The organism is Pseudoalteromonas sp. BSi20495, from assembly GCF_000241185.1.
In the GTDB taxonomy this organism is placed as follows: Bacteria; Pseudomonadota; Gammaproteobacteria; order Enterobacterales; family Alteromonadaceae; genus Pseudoalteromonas; species Pseudoalteromonas fuliginea.
On record NZ_BADY01000059.1, the window covers coordinates 1 to 16,577 of the forward strand.

The 16,577-nt window shown below is 38.5% G+C and carries 15 protein-coding genes; 4 read left to right on the top strand and 11 right to left on the bottom strand.

The annotated features are described in order from the left end of the window. Window positions 1–20: 20 nt before the first annotated feature. From P20495_RS11955 to P20495_RS11940, 4 genes are all read right to left on the bottom strand, one after another. The gene (locus P20495_RS11955; RefSeq protein WP_008135706.1) at window positions 21–1,211 is read right to left on the bottom strand and encodes an amino acid aminotransferase; all 1,191 of its coding nucleotides are present in this window, start codon (window positions 1,209–1,211) and stop codon (window positions 21–23) included. Between the two features lie 80 nt (window positions 1,212–1,291). Then, window positions 1,292–1,951: a GAF domain-containing protein gene (locus P20495_RS11950; RefSeq protein WP_008135709.1), complete on the bottom strand. Its 660-nt coding sequence runs from the start codon at window positions 1,949–1,951 to the stop codon at window positions 1,292–1,294. Window positions 1,952–2,007: 56 nt separating this feature from the next. Further along, on the bottom strand, window positions 2,008–3,657 hold the full coding sequence (locus P20495_RS11945; protein ID WP_007378349.1) for a fused response regulator/phosphatase: 1,650 nt from the start codon (window positions 3,655–3,657) through the stop codon (window positions 2,008–2,010). Continuing rightward, on the bottom strand, window positions 3,657–3,962 hold the full coding sequence (locus P20495_RS11940; RefSeq protein WP_008135712.1) for an STAS domain-containing protein: 306 nt from the start codon (window positions 3,960–3,962) through the stop codon (window positions 3,657–3,659). The genes P20495_RS11945 and P20495_RS11940 overlap by 1 nt, the downstream gene beginning before the upstream one ends. Window positions 3,963–4,097: 135 nt before the next feature. Here P20495_RS11940 and P20495_RS11935 point away from each other — a divergent pair, with 135 nt between their 5' ends. After that, entirely contained in the window at window positions 4,098–4,427 is a 330-nt protein-coding gene (locus tag P20495_RS11935; RefSeq protein WP_008135714.1) for a translation initiation factor, read from the top strand. A gap of 12 nt (window positions 4,428–4,439) precedes the next feature. Here P20495_RS11935 and P20495_RS11930 read toward each other — a convergent pair whose 3' ends face one another. After that, window positions 4,440–7,460 (bottom strand): EAL domain-containing protein, encoded by a 3,021-nt coding sequence (locus P20495_RS11930; protein WP_008135716.1) that lies wholly within the window; start codon window positions 7,458–7,460, stop codon window positions 4,440–4,442. 360 nt (window positions 7,461–7,820) lie between these two features. On the opposite strand from P20495_RS11930, the gene P20495_RS11925 reads away from it, so the two are divergent. Then, the gene (locus P20495_RS11925) at window positions 7,821–8,981 is read left to right on the top strand and encodes a chorismate mutase (RefSeq protein ID WP_008135718.1); all 1,161 of its coding nucleotides are present in this window, start codon (window positions 7,821–7,823) and stop codon (window positions 8,979–8,981) included. Between the two features lie 137 nt (window positions 8,982–9,118). On the opposite strand, the gene tyrA is transcribed toward P20495_RS11925, so the two are convergent. From tyrA to ffh, 6 genes are all read right to left on the bottom strand, one after another. Then, window positions 9,119–10,252, bottom strand: coding sequence for a bifunctional chorismate mutase/prephenate dehydrogenase (tyrA, locus tag P20495_RS11920; RefSeq protein WP_008135719.1), 1,134 nt, complete (start codon window positions 10,250–10,252; stop codon window positions 9,119–9,121). A gap of 227 nt (window positions 10,253–10,479) precedes the next feature. Further along, a complete protein-coding gene (gene rplS, locus P20495_RS11915; RefSeq protein WP_007581406.1) occupies window positions 10,480–10,839 on the bottom strand; it encodes a 50S ribosomal protein L19 in 360 nt (119 codons plus the stop codon). 33 nt (window positions 10,840–10,872) lie between these two features. Further along, entirely contained in the window at window positions 10,873–11,640 is a 768-nt protein-coding gene (trmD, locus tag P20495_RS11910) for a tRNA (guanosine(37)-N1)-methyltransferase TrmD (protein WP_008135721.1), read from the bottom strand. After that, entirely contained in the window at window positions 11,640–12,176 is a 537-nt protein-coding gene (gene rimM, locus P20495_RS11905; RefSeq protein WP_008135722.1) for a ribosome maturation factor RimM, read from the bottom strand. Before rimM ends, trmD begins: the two co-directional genes overlap by 1 nt. 17 nt (window positions 12,177–12,193) lie before the next feature. Continuing rightward, window positions 12,194–12,442, bottom strand: coding sequence for a 30S ribosomal protein S16 (gene rpsP / locus P20495_RS11900; protein WP_002962192.1), 249 nt, complete (start codon window positions 12,440–12,442; stop codon window positions 12,194–12,196). Between the two features lie 259 nt (window positions 12,443–12,701). Beyond that, window positions 12,702–14,081, bottom strand: a complete 1,380-nt coding sequence (gene ffh / locus P20495_RS11895) for a signal recognition particle protein (RefSeq protein WP_008135724.1) — start codon at window positions 14,079–14,081, stop codon at window positions 12,702–12,704. Between the two features lie 250 nt (window positions 14,082–14,331). Here ffh and P20495_RS11890 point away from each other — a divergent pair, with 250 nt between their 5' ends. Together P20495_RS11890 and P20495_RS11885 are read left to right on the top strand one after the other, a co-directional pair. Beyond that, window positions 14,332–15,138, top strand: a complete 807-nt coding sequence (locus P20495_RS11890; protein WP_007378359.1) for an inner membrane protein YpjD — start codon at window positions 14,332–14,334, stop codon at window positions 15,136–15,138. Window positions 15,139–15,199: 61 nt separating this feature from the next. After that, window positions 15,200–16,468, top strand: coding sequence for an HlyC/CorC family transporter (locus P20495_RS11885; protein WP_008135726.1), 1,269 nt, complete (start codon window positions 15,200–15,202; stop codon window positions 16,466–16,468). The last annotated feature ends 109 nt before the right edge of the window (window positions 16,469–16,577 follow it).

Below are 16,577 nucleotides of genomic sequence, written 5' to 3' on the forward strand. Positions count from 1 at the left end.
GTTTTTTATATTAACTGCGTTTATTTACAAACGTCAGCTACAGCATTTGAAAAGTATTCAATATTTGAATGACTAATACCCGCAACATTTACGCGGCTAGAACCAACAATGTAAATACCGTATTCTTTTTGTAGGCGAGCAATTTGCTCTTTATTAATACCTAAGAAAGAAAACATACCGTTTTGACGTTCAATAAATGAGAAGTCTTGCGCAATATCTTTAGTTGCTAAGCTTTGTTTAATTAAGCTACGTAAACCGTTTATGCGGCTACGCATTTCATCAAGCTCAGAGTGCCATAATTGTGTAAGCTCTGTACTGCTTAAAATAGTATTAACAATATCAGCACCGTGTGCTGGCGGCATTGAGTAAATACTACGCACAACGCTTAGCATTACAGAGTTTGAAATATCTGCTGTTGCGCTGTCTTTTGCAATTAGTGAACATGCACCAATACGCTCGCGGTATAAGCCAAAGTTTTTAGAACATGAAGAACAAATAATTAGCTCTTCTACTGCATCAGCTAAAATACGTAAGCCACGTGCATCTTCTTCAAGTGAAGCACCAAAGCCTTGGTATGCAATATCAACAAGTGGTGTAAAGCCAACTTCTTTTGCAAGTTCGGAAACTGTGTTCCACTGTGTTTCGTTTAAGTCCATACCGCTTGGGTTATGACAACATGCATGCAGTAAAACCACATCACCTTTAGGCACTTGTTTAAGTGTGTTGATCATTTCATCAAACAATAAATCTTTATTTTCGTAATCGTAATACGGGTATTCTTTTACTGTTAAGCCTGCCGCTTCAAACAAGCTAATATGGTTAGCCCATGTTGGGTTAGTTACCCAAACAGTCGCGTTAGTATTACAACGCTTAATAAATTCAGCTGCAACACGAAGTGCACCCGTACCACCAGGAGCTTGCGCGGTACGCACGCGATTTGCTAGTAATACTTGATGTTCGCCTAGTAGTAACTGCTCCATCTTTTGGCAGTAATCTAAGTTACCCGCTAAACCAATGTAAGATTTGCTCATTTCGTTTTCAAGACGAAACGCCTCAGCTTTTTTAACCGCTTTAAGAACCGGTGTATTGCCTTGCTCATCTTTGTAGACACCTACACCTAAATCAATTTTATTAGGGTTTGTATCTTGTTTATAGGCCGCCATAAGGCCAAGAATAGGATCTGTTGGTAATGGTTTTAATACTGAGAACATTGGCTATCTCTTATCGTTATTTAGGGGTTAGCTGTTAGCCTAAGCTTAACATAAAAGCACATCACATTGACTAGTGTTATTTACACTAGAAAGTGAGGAATTTTAATACAACACGCAATTAAAACGGCAAGTGTCTTGTCATCAAAAAAGTCATTTTTAAAGGCTTCTGCATCTATAATACCAACGCATTCATTTTGCGCGTTAAATAGAGGTAAGCAGGTTTCTGATTTAACTTTAGGATCGCATGTGTAGTATTCACCACCTTGTGATAAATACGCCTCGACGTTATTGATAATACGACCATGGTGAGATAACGCTACCTGTACATTGTTGCTACCAGCAGCAAAAGCTTCTGTTAATGGGAACAACGGACGACTTGGCACCCCATGATAAGCCAATTTGAGTAATTGCTTACCTTCACTGGTATTGGTTGATTGATAAATACCATACCAGTCGACACCTGTTTGCTGCTCAATATAGCTTACAATACTTTGTAGACTAGCTAGCTTAAACTGTGTTTGCTCATCACTTTTAAGGTAGTCAGTTAATTTGAATGGCTCATCTTGTAGGTAACCAAATAAACTACACGCACCGCCCTCGCCAAGCTCAGGTATTTGATACTCCCAACGCACATCAGGCAAAATTGTGTTTGTAAGATGCAACTCAAGCTTTTCAAGCTCTGTTGAAATCAAAGTAGGATTTGCACTTAGTTGTGCTTGTTTTAGGTAAGAAGAAATCATTTAGCCATCCATACATCTAAAGTTTTCAGAATAATAGCATGGATATTTTTACAGAGCTAGCTCAACTTGTAACACATTTCTACCTGATTACCACTGGCATTGTAAGTTACTTTCTCGGCTATCTCTTTAAGTAATGACAAACCTCGGCCAAATTCACTATTCGTCGCAGAAAGTGCACTTTCACCACGATTAAAACCTCGACCCGAGTCGCAAATAATAAAATATAAACTTAATGTATCTGGGCAATAACGCATATCTATAATAATCATCGCATCTGACAACGCTGCGAGGGCTTTTTCTCTCATCTCATAGTATTTAAAAAAACCATCTTCTTGTAGTTTAATGTTTGAGTCTAAACCCAATACGCCATGGTCAAGTGAATTATTATAAGCTTCAGAAAGTAATAAAAATATATTTGAACGATGATCTTTTAATCCGCCTACCCCGCTTAAAATATTAACTAAATCGTATACGGGATCGGTTTGCTTTATTTGCTTAGCATTTAAACTTAGCGACAAATTAAATGCTAACGTTGAAAACGTCTCTCTAACCTGCTCTTGCGAAGCAAGAGGCAAACAATTAAGTAAAACAATACTGACATCATCTTGTTGCTCGCTCCCATCCGCAAACTCACTCACATATCCAACTATGTTTTCACAGCTAACCATGGGTTTACTTTTTAACGTTTCTAAAAAGCGTTCTTCACCAAAAAAAACATCATTTTTATTAGTTGTTTCTATAATCCCATCTGTTGCAAATGCTAAACGAGTTTCATGATCTGTTTCAAAATGAATAACTTCGTGCTCAAACTCATCTTCATCTAAAATACCTAATGCCATATGTTGAGATTCAAGGACTTGCTTAACATCACCATTTTGATCAATTAAATACGCATCTGGTAATCCGCCTAACCATGCCGATATGCTTTTCCCAGAAGAACTAAGCTCTATAATTGTTGCCGCACAAAACATATGACCAGGTAGTAAGTTATAAAGTAACGTATTAATTTCAGAGGCGACGTCGTTCACAGCCATACCTTTACTTACCATTCTATAAAAGGCACGCGAGGCAGGTAATGCACCAATAGCAGCAGCTAAACCATGCCCCGTAAAATCGCCAAGCATACAGTAAAGGTTACCAATGGGACTTTGTGCAACTAAAAACATGTCTCCATTAAACATAGATGCAGGTGATAGGTTGAAATCGAGGTGGTCTTTAAATTTATCTTGATTTTCGAGTGAGTTATTAAAAATATGTTCAATAATCTCATGCTCTCTTTCGTTTTGGTTGTGATGATATTGAAGGAGTTCTTTTTGTTGATTGGCTTTTTTACTCAATTGGCGAGTGCGGCTGTGCGCTTTAATTTTTGCATGCAAAATAACTTTTTCAAAAGGCTTTTGAATAAAGTCATCTCCGCCAACTTCTAAACAGCGCTCAAAACTACCTTGATCATCCAAAGAAGTAATAAAAATAATCGGTAGGTAAACTTCATCAAAGCGTTGTTTTATTTTTTGAGCTGCTTCAAAGCCATCCATTACAGGCATTATTACATCAAGTAAAATAATATCTATATCTTGTGTTTCAAGCACTTTTAATGCTTCAAGACCGTTATACGCCATCGATATTTTGTAGCCGTCCTCCTCAAGCATCTTACTTAATAAGATTCGGTTAAGCGCCTGATCATCAACAATAAGCACATGGATCATCAGCAAATATCAAACTTTTTATCAAAGCGTGAAATTTGTAATATTTTTCGTAACTGTGGCTGACAATTACTTATCTCAATTGTACCTACTTGGCTTTCTATTGTTTTTTTCATGTTAAGTAACATGCCTAATGCCGAGCTATCCATGTACTCTGTTTCTCTTAAATCAACAATTACTTTTACTATATTTTCATTTATTTGAGCGTAAGCTTGTCGAAAAGATTGCACTAAATTAAAGTCAAACTTACCCTTAATTTGTATTGTTAAGGTCGTTCCATCCGCTGATGTGCTCTTAGTTAAGTTCATATATGGGTTCCAATAATATTTCCTTTAAACTAAATATAACCTGTTAAAACTAATTAGCAAAAAGAAAAACACACTAGCGCAAATTTGTTATCATTTGAGCCATTGTTTAATTCATTTTATCTATGTAGGTTAGGTATGAGTGATAATCACTTAGTATATTCGACGGATTCTGGGCGCATTAGTCAGCCTAAACCAGAAAAAGAAAGTACCGGAAAAATTTTTAAAGATGGTTTTTTGCGTATTGAACGTCAAACAAAAGGACGTAAAGGCAAAGGAGTTATGCTGGTTGTTGGAATAAATGCAAAAGATCATGATTTAAAAAAGCTGGCCAAAACAATTAAAAGCAAAATGGGCCAAGGTGGGGCAGTTAAAGATGGCACTATTGAAGTTCAAGGTGATGATCGAGACAAGCTAAAAGCGATTCTCGAAGGCTTAAAATTTAAAGTGAAAATTGCGGGTGGCTAAACCCGCATTTTACTACTCACTTTGTAACGCTTCAAAGTCAGGTATATCCTTTAGCCTATCAAACAATTTTGGTAACTCAGCCTCAGTAATTGGTGGGCTAAAATAATACCCTTGTACTATAAAACAATTATTATTTTGCAAAAATTGTATTTGTTCTATCGTCTCGACACCTTCAGCAACCACATTAAGTTTTAACTTTTGCGCCATTGCAATAATTGCAGCCGTGATTTCCATATCATTGCTATCCTCTGGAATGTCTTTTACGAATGAACGATCAATTTTTAATATGTCGACCGGGAATCGTTTTAAATAACTTAAAGACGAGTAACCTGTACCAAAATCATCTATAGAAATCGAAACACCTAATGCCTTAAGCTCATGCAACTGCGTTATTGCTGCTTCGACATTTCCCATTAGCATGCTTTCGGTTAATTCTAAATGCAGATGCTTAGCAGACACCCCTGATTTAATAATCATTTTACTAAGCATTGGTACTAAGCTAGCATCTTTAAATTGACGAGCAGATAAGTTAATCGAAATATTATTACTTCGGCCTTTCTCTTGTAATCTAACTGCAAAATCGCATGCTTCTTGAAGTACCCAAGCACCCAACTCAACAATTAAACCTGTTGCCTCGGCAATTGGTATAAACTTGGTAGGAGGAATAAGCCCCTCTGTTGGGTGAAACCACCTAAGCAAAGCTTCATAGCCAACAACATGCTGACTTCGGCTATCGACTTGTGGTTGATAGTAAACAGCGAATTGTTTTTCTTTCAAGGCTTGTCGTAGTTCGTTTTCTATAAATAATCGCTCATTTGCCGCAGAGTCCAATTCTTGGCTATAAAAGTGAAATGTATTACGCCCTTTTGCTTTGGCTTCATACATGGCCAAGTCAGCATGTTTTAACAACTGATCTTCTTCAAGGCTGTCGTAAGGGGCCATTGTAATACCTATACTGGCACTAATAATGACTTCATTACTGCCAAGTTTTATAGGCACATTTAACGTTTTTTGAATCGTATTAGCAACATCGGTAGCATGCTCTTGATGCTCAATACCACTGAGTAAAACCGCAAACTCATCTCCGCCTAATCGAGCAATGGTATCTTCTGCTCTTAAACGTTTTTTTAGCCTATTTGCCACCTCTATTAACAACTGATCCCCAGCATCGTGCCCTAGTGTGTCGTTAATACGTTTAAACTCATCTAAATCGAAGTAAAATAGTGCAAAGGCATAATGCCCTCTTTCTGCAAGTGCCATCGATTTGCGTAACTGCATTCTAAAAAACGTTCTATTTGCTAAGCCAGTCAATGTGTCAAAATAAGCTAACTGCTCCATTTTACGCTGACTTTCTTTTACAAATGAAATATCTTGCGCAGACGCAACATAACTTGTTATTTTTCCGCCGTCCTCGCGAATTGGAGAAACACTCAGCGAAACCCAAATGGGTTGTTTATCTAAAGCTTGAATAAGTGTATCACCACGCCAATAGTTACGACTTCTCAGATCAATGTCTATGTCTTCAACCAAAATGGCCATTTCGGTGGCAATAATACTTAACAACGGCGCTCTACTAAAGTGGCTTTCTTGATACCCTGTCATCTCAAGCATTTTAGGGTTTACATATTCTATAAAGAAGTTTTCATCGGTGATCACAACACCAGTCCCAGAAAATGCAACCGCTTTGGATAAACGATTAGCTGCTTTTTCTGCTATTTCTTTTTCTGTGATACGCATATTGAGGCCATCAATGAGTTTGCGTATTTCTACTGCCATATCTCTAAATGAGCCGTTCAATGTGCCAATTTCATCTTTATTTTCTTCAGGGAATTCAGTTGTTAACTTCCCTTGGCCAAAGTTTGTCACTGCATAAACTAAAGTATGAAGGCGACGAAGAACAAGCTGATAAAGTGCTTGATGTAGCAATAAAGCAACTAAAATCGCATATAGAATGAATAACCCAAAAAACTTAAGCTTCAGTTCTTGAAGAGCTGAGAGCGTCGATGAACGTTTTTTATAGACACCAATATACCAATCTAAACCTTCTACTTTACGGATATTAATAATATGCGCTTCACCATTTTGCTTAAATGAATTCGCGTATTCAGGTAACTTCCTTTTAGTTGCATCACTAATAATCGATTGTAGTTCTTGGTTAACAAAGTCGTAGGTTTTAAGTACTTTACCTTTACTCCCGTAACTGGCTAATAAGCTCGAACTTACTTCTGGGTGCGCTAACAGCTGCCCTTTGCTATCAAATACTAATAAATGTTTTTCTTTGTCGCCCACAGGCAACTGAAATATAAGCGTATCAAGCGCAATATCATTACCTGTCACACCTAAAAACTCATTATCGACATAAATCGGAACTAATAAACTAATAACCCATTTACGCCAAACTTTATCGTAGTAAACATTTGACCACGTTGGTTCACGGCTTGGGTTAGTTTTTCCTTGGGCGTAATTAAATGTAGGCCCTTTTGTGAACTTAAATTCGGCGGGTGCATTTAGTGCCCAATTAGGCGGAGATATCCGTATAAAGTTATCTTTAGTAATTAAGTAAAAATTAAAAAAATCATTAATAATTGTTGGGGAGATAATTCGCCATAATGATTCTGAGTCGTTAATTAATTGCTTATAAAAAGGTGAGTAACTCTCTTGCGGTAAATAAGCTGCTGATAAACCATCTGCAGACGCACTTCGGATTGTACCATCACTGTTAAACTGTAACTGAGACCTGTTTTTAAGATCAATTGAAACTTGTGTAGAGAACAGCTGCTCTGCAACAACTTTATTGGCCTGCTCTGCGGTATTAACTTTGCTTTTAATCAATCCATCAAATTGCTTAACAAGTAACTCTGTTGAACCTTTAAGTACTTCGTGCTCTTCAAAAACAAGTTGCTTTTCTTCTGACTTGAGCATTAAGGCGGCCGCACACACGCCCGCAATTAAACAAATTGCAGATATTAGCAATGATAATTTTACACTTAGTGAGTTAACACCAAAACGCGATGGAGGGCGTCGATACACCACAGGTCAACCTTATTAGTAATTGTTATTATTTTTAACCAGTAGCCGAAATATACCAGATCCGCTTCGTAATTATAAATTTTTTATAGTTTATCTCTAAAAAATAGAATGATAAATATTAAATTTATAGTTAAGTCATTATTTCGCATAACTGTCTGTTGACATTAATGGTAACTCTCCATACATTGTAATTATGAATATTATTTGTTCTCACACTACCTTTTCGTTTTTTAGCTTCTTTATATAAAAGAGGCTGACCTGTTTGTGAGATAAAATCAATCGAATAGTAAAGCCTCCCAATCGGGAGGCTTTTTTATTTCTGCTGCATAATAACAGCTTGTTTTTTGGAATGAGGAAACCAAAATGACCAATGATGTATTAAATACATTAAGACACGACATAAATGAAATAGATTCAGATTTACTTGTGTTGCTCGCCAAGCGCCGCCGCATTAGCCATGGTGTGGTTGAATACAAAATTGCTAATAATAAACCAATTCGCGATGAAGCACGTGAACTCGCACTTTTAGAGAAACTGATTGGTTATGGTAAATCACTAGGTTTAGATGCTTATTACGTAAATAATGTTTTTCAAACTATTTTGGAAGATTCTGTTTTACACCAACAAGCTATGCTACAAAAAAACCTTAATCCAGATGCCCTTAGTGAAACACATCGTGTAACTTACTTAGGTGGTCAGGGTTCTTATAGCCAGCTAGCATGTCATAAATACTTTAGCCGCCGTCCTGGTAAATTAGTTGAAATTGGTTGTACATCGTTTGACGAAATAACAGGTAAAGTAGAAAACGGCCAAGCTGATTTTGGTTTATTACCTATTGAAAATACCAGTTCGGGTAGTATTAATGAGGTGTTTGATTTACTCCAACACGCACAAGTATCTATTGTTGGTGAAGTAACACACAGCGTTGAACATTGTTTATTAGCGACACCTAATACAGAACTAGGCCAATTAACAAAAATATTCGCCCATCCTCAACCATTTGCGCAGTGCAGTCGTTTTTTACAGGGCTTAGGTGAGTTACAACACGAAACCTGTGACTCAACGTCAAGCGCGCTGCAGTCGGCACTAAATACGCCAATGAGTGCTGCAATTGGTTCAGCGCAAGCAGGGAAAAACGTAGGATTAGAAGTTATTAAAACAAATCTTGCTAATCAAAGTGAAAACCATAGCCGCTTTATTGTTGTTGCTCGCAAACCACTGCAAGTTTCGAATCAAATTCCAACTAAGACCAGTTTGATCATGTCTACAAAACAACAAGCGGGGTCGCTTGCTGACGCGTTAATGATTTTTAAACAGCATAAGATTAATTTAGTTAAACTGGAGTCTCGCCCAATGCCTGGTAACCCATGGGAAGAGGTTTTTTATGTCGATTTAGAAGCAAATTTAGCGGATAGCCAAGTAAAAGAAGCGCTAGAAAAACTTAAAGAGCACACCCAATATGTCCGTATTTTAGGATGCTACCAAAGCGAGTCATTGCAGGCAGTAAGCGTGAATACTCAATAAGCAATTTTATAAATCAAAAAGGGCCGATATAGGCCCTTTTAGTTAACCAGTGCTAATCTGTATAATACCAACCCGCAATAATACTTAATCAATTTGAGGGATTCCCCCCCATATCTAAGCAAACGGTATAACAAATATTAATCTAGCACTTTTGAATCATTCGCTTTATTTAATAAGCTTCTGCTTTGCGTTAAAAAGTGTTCTGTCGAGTCAGAAAAGTAAACTTTAGCCTGCGCAAAAGAATCAATAAGTCCTGCTTTATCTCCCGCCTTTAATTTTGCTAATGTGTTAGCAAAGGTATCTTGATACTGCGCGAGTAAAGTCTCTACATCATCAAACTGCGCTAACATAATATCAGAGTAAAGCTCAGGTGATTGAGCAAATAAACGCCCTACCATCATTAATTCAAGTTGATAAATAGGTGATGAACAACTACGTAGTTCCTCAAGTGTATGGCTTTGTTTTGCTAAAAACTGTCCGTAGACAAAGGTTGTTAAATGACGCATTACTTGAATAATTTGCATTGCTTCATCGTGTTTTTTTGCGTCAAGCTCAACAAGCTGACAACCCCAAACCTGTAATTGCTCTAATAATCCTTTTGCGGCTTGGTGGTCTCGCCCTTCACATACAACGACTGTTTGTTTTACCCAGTGTGATATGTCGGGGCCAAACATAGGATGCAAGCCAACTACAGGGCCACTGTGCGCGGCTTTTAGTGCTTTAATAGGCGATTGCTTTACCGATGTAATATCAACAAGTAAGCAATCATCATCTAGTTTAGGTAACTTAGCTACTACAGCGCCCAATGCGTTAATTGGCACACTGATCATTACTAGCTTGGCACCCTTTAAAATATCTTGCGCTTCGTTTTGCTGATCTTTATCTAAAATTTTAACGTTGTAACCTGAGCGAATAAACTGCTGAGCAAATAACTGACCCATGGCACCTTGGCCGCCCACAATAACAATAGGTGAAAGCTCTGGCGCAGCACATGCAAGTTTTGCTTGTTGGTTTTGATAGGCTTCTCGCATCATGCGTCTTAGTATATCTTCAACAAGATCTGGGCTTACACTTTGATTGATCGCTTCTTGTCGTCTTGCTGCTAATAGCTCTGCTTCACGTTCAGGTGCATGTAAAGGCGCGCCTGTTTGTTGTTTTATCTCACCAATCTTTTGCGTAATACCGTTACGTTTAGCAAGTAAGGCAACAAGTTGTGCGTCGCATTCATCTATACCCTCTCTTAGCTGTGCTAAATCACTTATGTCAGCCACGTTCATCCCACCTTAAAAAACAAATAACGTAAATATAAATTTACATAAAAGTAAACTAATCAATACGATAAATACTAACAGGATCAGGTAACTGAGAAAAGGCTAAAGCTGAAATTTTACTAATGAAGAATTGAGAATTGAGAATTGAGAAAATAATATTCTAAAACCAAAACGGGTTGCAACCCGAAGGATGCAACCCGTTTTTTTGCGTTGATAAACAGCGCGTATTAGTTAAGTTTTTCTCTAATACGTGCAGATTTACCAGAACGCTCACGTAGATAGTAAAGCTTAGCACGGCGAACTGCACCGCGACGCTTAACTGTTACGCTATCAATAAGAGGGCTGTGCGTTTGGAATACACGCTCAACGCCTTCACCGTTCGAGATTTTACGAACTGTGAATGCTGAGTGAAGACCACGATTACGCTTAGCGATTACAACACCTTCAAAGGCCTGTAGACGCTCTTTAGCACCTTCTTTTACTTTTACCTGTACAACCACTGTATCACCAGGGCCAAATGCAGGTACGTCTGTTTTAAGCTGCTCATCTTCAAGCGCTTTAATAATATTTTGGTTTACTTTTGCCATTATGTTTCTCACTTTCCTAGGTGTAACTGTCTTCTAGCCACAAGCTTTTTGGTACTCTTGCTGAAATTTCGCGAGTAATACCGCTTGCTCCTCAGTCAGAGCTAGGTTATGCAACAAGTCAGGACGTCGTAACCAAGTTCTGCCTAATGACTGCATAAGCCGCCATTTTGCTATCTCTTGGTGGTTACCACTGAGTAATACAGCAGGAACCTGTTTGTCGTCCAATGTTTCTGGTCGTGTATAGTGTGGACAATCTAACAAGCCATCCGAAAATGAATCTTGTTCCGCTGACTGGTTATGACCTAACACACCCGGCACTAATCGCGCTACTGCGTCAATTAATGTCATGGCAGGTAGTTCACCTCCACTCAAAATAAAATCACCAATTGACCATTCTTCGTCAACATATGATTCTATTATTCTCTCATCTATACCTTCATAGCGACCGGCAATCAAAATCAGTTTTTTAGCGTTAGCGAGTTCGCTAGCGCCTTGCTGATCAAGTTTGCGCCCTTGCGGGGACATATAAATTACTTTAGCACCATCACCAGCAGCTTTTTTAGCTTCGGCAATCGCTTTTTTTAATGGTTCAACCATCATTAACATACCCGGTCCGCCCCCGTAAGGACGGTCATCTACGGTTCTATGCTTATCTAAAGCGTAGTCTCGCGGATTCCAGCAGTTAAAATCAATTAAGCCATTTTTTACTGCGCGACCGGTAACACCTTGGTCTGTAATAGCGTCAAACATGTCTGGAAAAAGGCTTATCACCCCTACCCATAATGAACTAGTTTGCGTCATTAAAACCCAGGATCCCAGTCTACGGTAATTTCTCTTGCGTCGTATTTAACTTCTTTAATAACTGAATCAGTTAAAAAAGGAATCAAACGCTCAGCTTGACCAAATGCATCTTTACTATTTGCTTTCACAACTAGTACGTCATTTGATCCTGTCTCCATCAGGTCATCAACAATGCCTAAGCTATAACCTTTATCAGTTACAACCGACATGCCAATGAGATCTCGCCAATAGAACTCACCTTGCGGGAGTTCAGGTAATTGCGCTGAATCCATCGAAATTTCTGCATGGGTATAAGCCATTGCTTCGTCTCGATCGTTTATTTGCGCAAATTTAGCGATAAAGCCTTTGTTGTGGCGACGCCAGTCGACCACTTCTAAGGACTGCCATTTACCTTGCTGCCCTATCAACCACGGGCTGAAATCGAAGATCCCTATGGGATCATCAGTAAATGAATGTACCTTAAGCCAGCCCTTTATACCATATGGGGCACCGAGCTTTCCTACGACAATTATTGATGAGGTGTTCTCTTGACTCATGGTTACACTTACGCCTATTAAGCCGCTTTACGAGCGTCTTTTACTAACTTAGCTACGCGATCTGAAAGAGATGCGCCCTGACCTACCCAGTGTTCAACACGTGGTAAATCTAAACGAATTTTTTCTTCTTGACCTGAAGCAATTGGGTTAAAAAAGCCTACTTTCTCGATGAAGCGACCGTCACGCGAGAAACGGCTATCCGCAACCACAATTTGATAGAAAGGGCGTTTTTTAGCGCCACCACGTTGCAAACGAATAGTTACCATACCGTCCTCTATAAAGATTGACTGTTTTCATTAATAAGATTTACTCCCCAGAATGGGGAGCTGGGGAATTGTACGAGTTTTTGGCAATAACGCAAGTAAGAAGTGCAGCAAAAAGGCAGTTTAGTAGGTTAAACCGTGATCTCAACTGAAAATTAGAGCTTATGAGGTATTACGCGCATAATTTATTCAATAAAAAAGGAGCTATTTGCTCCTTTTTTGTCGTTTATTTATTCTTTCAAAAATAGTTAAAGGCTAATATTTAAAATTTAGGGCCGCCGCCGCCCATCATTCCGGGAGGTAACATGCCTTTCATACCGCGCATCATTTTGGTCATGCCGCCTTTGCCTTTCATTTTTTTCATCATTTTTTGCATTTGCGTAAATTGCTTAAGCAACTTATTAATTTCTTGTACCTGTGTACCTGAGCCAGCTGCAATACGTTTTTTACGCGAACCTTTAATAATTTCTGGGCGTGCACGCTCTTTTTTAGTCATCGAGCTAATAATAGCTTCCATTTGGATAAATGTTTTATCACCCATTTGACCTTTAACTGCATCTGGTAAGTTAGACATACCAGGGAGCTTATCGAGCATCGACATCATGCCACCCATATTTTTCATTTGCTTTAGTTGATCCGCAAAATCATCAAGGGTAAAGCCTGCGCCTTTAAATACTTTTTCAGCAACTCTGGCAGCTTGCTCTTTATCTACTTTCATCTCGACTTCTTCGATTAATGAAAGTACATCACCCATGCCTAAAATACGTGACGCTATACGGTCAGGATGAAAAGGTTCAAGTGCGTCAGTGCGCTCACCAACACCCATAAACTTAATAGGCTTACCTGTGATATGACGAATAGATAAAGCCGCACCACCACGTGCATCACCATCAGTCTTTGTTAATATAACACCGGTAAGTGGTAATGCCTCGTCAAATGCTTTAGCTGTATTTGCCGCATCTTGACCTGTCATTGCATCAACAACAAATAATGTTTCAATTGGGTTGATTGCTTTATGAAGGTCTTTAATTTCGTCCATCATGTCACTATCGACATGTAAACGCCCTGCGGTATCAACAAGTACTACATCGATGAATTTCTTTTTTGCATGAGAAATAGCTGCTGTTGCAATATCTACAGGTTTTTGCGAGATATCACTTGGGAAAAAATCAACATCAACTTCAGCAGCAAGCGTTTCTAACTGCTTAATTGCCGCAGGACGGTATACGTCGGCACTCACTACTAGTACAGATTTTTTCTTACGCTCTTTTAAAAATTTTGCAAGCTTTGCGACACTGGTTGTTTTACCTGCACCTTGAAGACCAGCCATCATTACAACCGCAGGCGGTTGCGCGTTTAAGCTTAGCTCTTCGTTTGCTTCACCCATCGCTTTTTCAAGCTCTTCGCGTACTATTTTTACAAATACTTGGCCTGGGCTTAAGCTTTTTGTAACTTCAACACCGACTGCACGTTCCTTTACTTGCTTTACAAAGTCACGAACAACTGGCAACGCCACATCGGCTTCTAAAAAAGCCATACGCACTTCACGAAGAGTGTCTTTAATGTTGTCTTCAGTTAGGCGGCCACGACCACTGATATTTTTTAAGGTTTTACCTAATCGTTCTTGGAGGTTCTCAAACATGTATCGGTTCCGATAAGACGTTATATCAATCTAATTACACAGCTTTTTTATTTAGCCATCCAATTAAGGATATTGATATTATTAAATTTGAATTAAAAACAGTATACCGTAAATGGTGCCGGACAATACAGTGTTCAAGTGCCGCTAGTTGAGTTTCTTTTTTTAAGGTCTATCCATTTGCTTTGCTATAAAATACAATGCCAATATAACAACAAGGATTTTTTGACTCAAATTAAGTGGCCCAAGCACAATGCTGATTATTAGTTTAACTATTATTGCCAGTTTATTTTATGTGTTAGCAACGTCTCACGTGCTATCACGACTGTTTCATCAACAAGGCCCTAGCCAGAAAGTAACTGTAATATTAAGTACGGTTGCTATATTGGCGCACATGCTGCTGTTAGTGAATTCAGTGTTTCGATCCGATGGTCAAGATTTAAGTATCGTTAATGTCTCTTTACTTACCTGTTGGGTTATTGTTGTATCTGTCACAGCCGTGTCATTAAAGTTTCCGGCGACCCTATTACTTCCGGTTGTTTACGGTTTCGCAGCACTTCTAACTATCGCTAGTTTATTTATACCGCACCATCTTTTGTTGCAAAGTATAAATGTTGAAATAGGCTTAGTGACACATATCTCTATTTCTTTACTCGCATACTGTATTTTGATTATTGCTACCCTATATGGCGTACAGTTTTACTTTATCGATAAGCGATTAAAACGAAAAGATTTAGCAATTGTACACAGTCATTTACCCCCTCTGATGGTTGTTGAGCGCCAGCTCTACCAACTTTTAAACTTAGGGACAATCCTTCTTACTTTTGCATTGCTGTCAGGGTTTTTATTTCTTGATGGGATGTTTGCTAAAGAGTTTATCCATAAAACGATACTGTCGTTAATCGCGTGGGTAATTTTTGCTGTTGTTGCATTAGGTCATATGAAAAAAGGTTGGCGAGGAAAACCGGTCGTTATTACAATTATGATTGCTGCATTTATCCTCACACTTGCTTATTTTGGCAGCCGTTTCATACAAGAAGTAATACTAAATAAGTTTTAACTTGACTCTGCTTGCTCACTCTAGCTTAATACGCATTGATTTATAAGAAAAGGATCCATCGTTGGACGACATATCGACAAGTACCCTATTTATCATTTTAGGTTTTTTGGTGCTTTTTTCTGCTTACTTTTCCGGCTCTGAAACCGGAATTATGTCAATCAATCGTATACGCTTGCGACACCTCGCTAAAGAGGATCATCGTGCAGCTAAACGAGTCAGTAAATTACTTAGCCGTCCAGATAGGCTCATCGGTTTAATCTTAATCGGTAACAATCTTGTTAATATAGCAGCAGCCCAAGTGGCTACGATTATAGGCATTCGCCTTTACGGTGACCTTGGTATTGCTATAGCAACGGGTGTGTTAACTTTAGTCGTGCTTATATTTGCCGAAGTAACTCCGAAAACCCTTGCTGCCCTCTATCCTGAAAAAGTGGCCTTTCCAAGCTCAATAATACTTAAAGGGTTACTAAAAATTCTATTCCCTTTTGTCGTTGTTATTAACTGGATGACCAACGGAATACTGCGATTATTTGGTATTAGCGCCGCTCAAATAGACGAACACAGTATGAGTAAAGAAGAATTAAAAACCGTACTCAATGAGTCAGGCGCACTTATTCCTGCACGCCACCAAAGCATGCTCACCTCAATTTTAGACTTAGAACAAGTAACCGTTGAAGATATCATGATCCCACGTAACGAAATTGTGGCGATAGATATAAATGATGATTGGAAACTAATTAGCCGCCAGTTAACTCATGCACAACATACCCGTGTGTTGTTATACAGAGATAACATAGATGATGCCGTCGGTTTTATTCACTCACGCGATGCGCTTAGGCTTCTTACAAAAGAGCAGTTTGATAAACCTTCGCTGCTACGTGCTGTACGTGAAATTTACTTTATTCCTGAAGGTACGTCCCTTAATACTCAACTTTTAAAATTCCAATTATCTAAAGAACGTATTGGCCTCGTCGTTGATGAGTACGGTGATATTCAAGGCCTAGTAACCCTTGAAGATATTTTAGAAGAAGTGGTTGGCGATTTTACAACAACACAAACACGCACTCCGAGCGAAGAAGTAACAACCCAAACTGATGGTTCTTGTATTGTGGATGGCGGTGCTAACGTACGCGATTTAAATAAAGAAATGGGTTGGGATTTCCCACTTGACGGTCCTAAAACATTGAGTGGTTTAATTGTTGAATATTTAGAAGATATTCCTGATGCAAATATTAGTTTACGTATTGCGGGATACCCTGTTGAAGTACTTGAAGTAAAAGAGAACATGATTAAACAGGTAAAAATACATCCCAATAAACGAACTCGTTAAAGTAAAAAGGAGCCGAATTGGCTCCTTTTTTAGTAATGAAAATAATTAACCTAAACTCTGGTTAAGAGATTTTCAGTAAATTCAATAAAATTAACGCTGAAAATAGCTA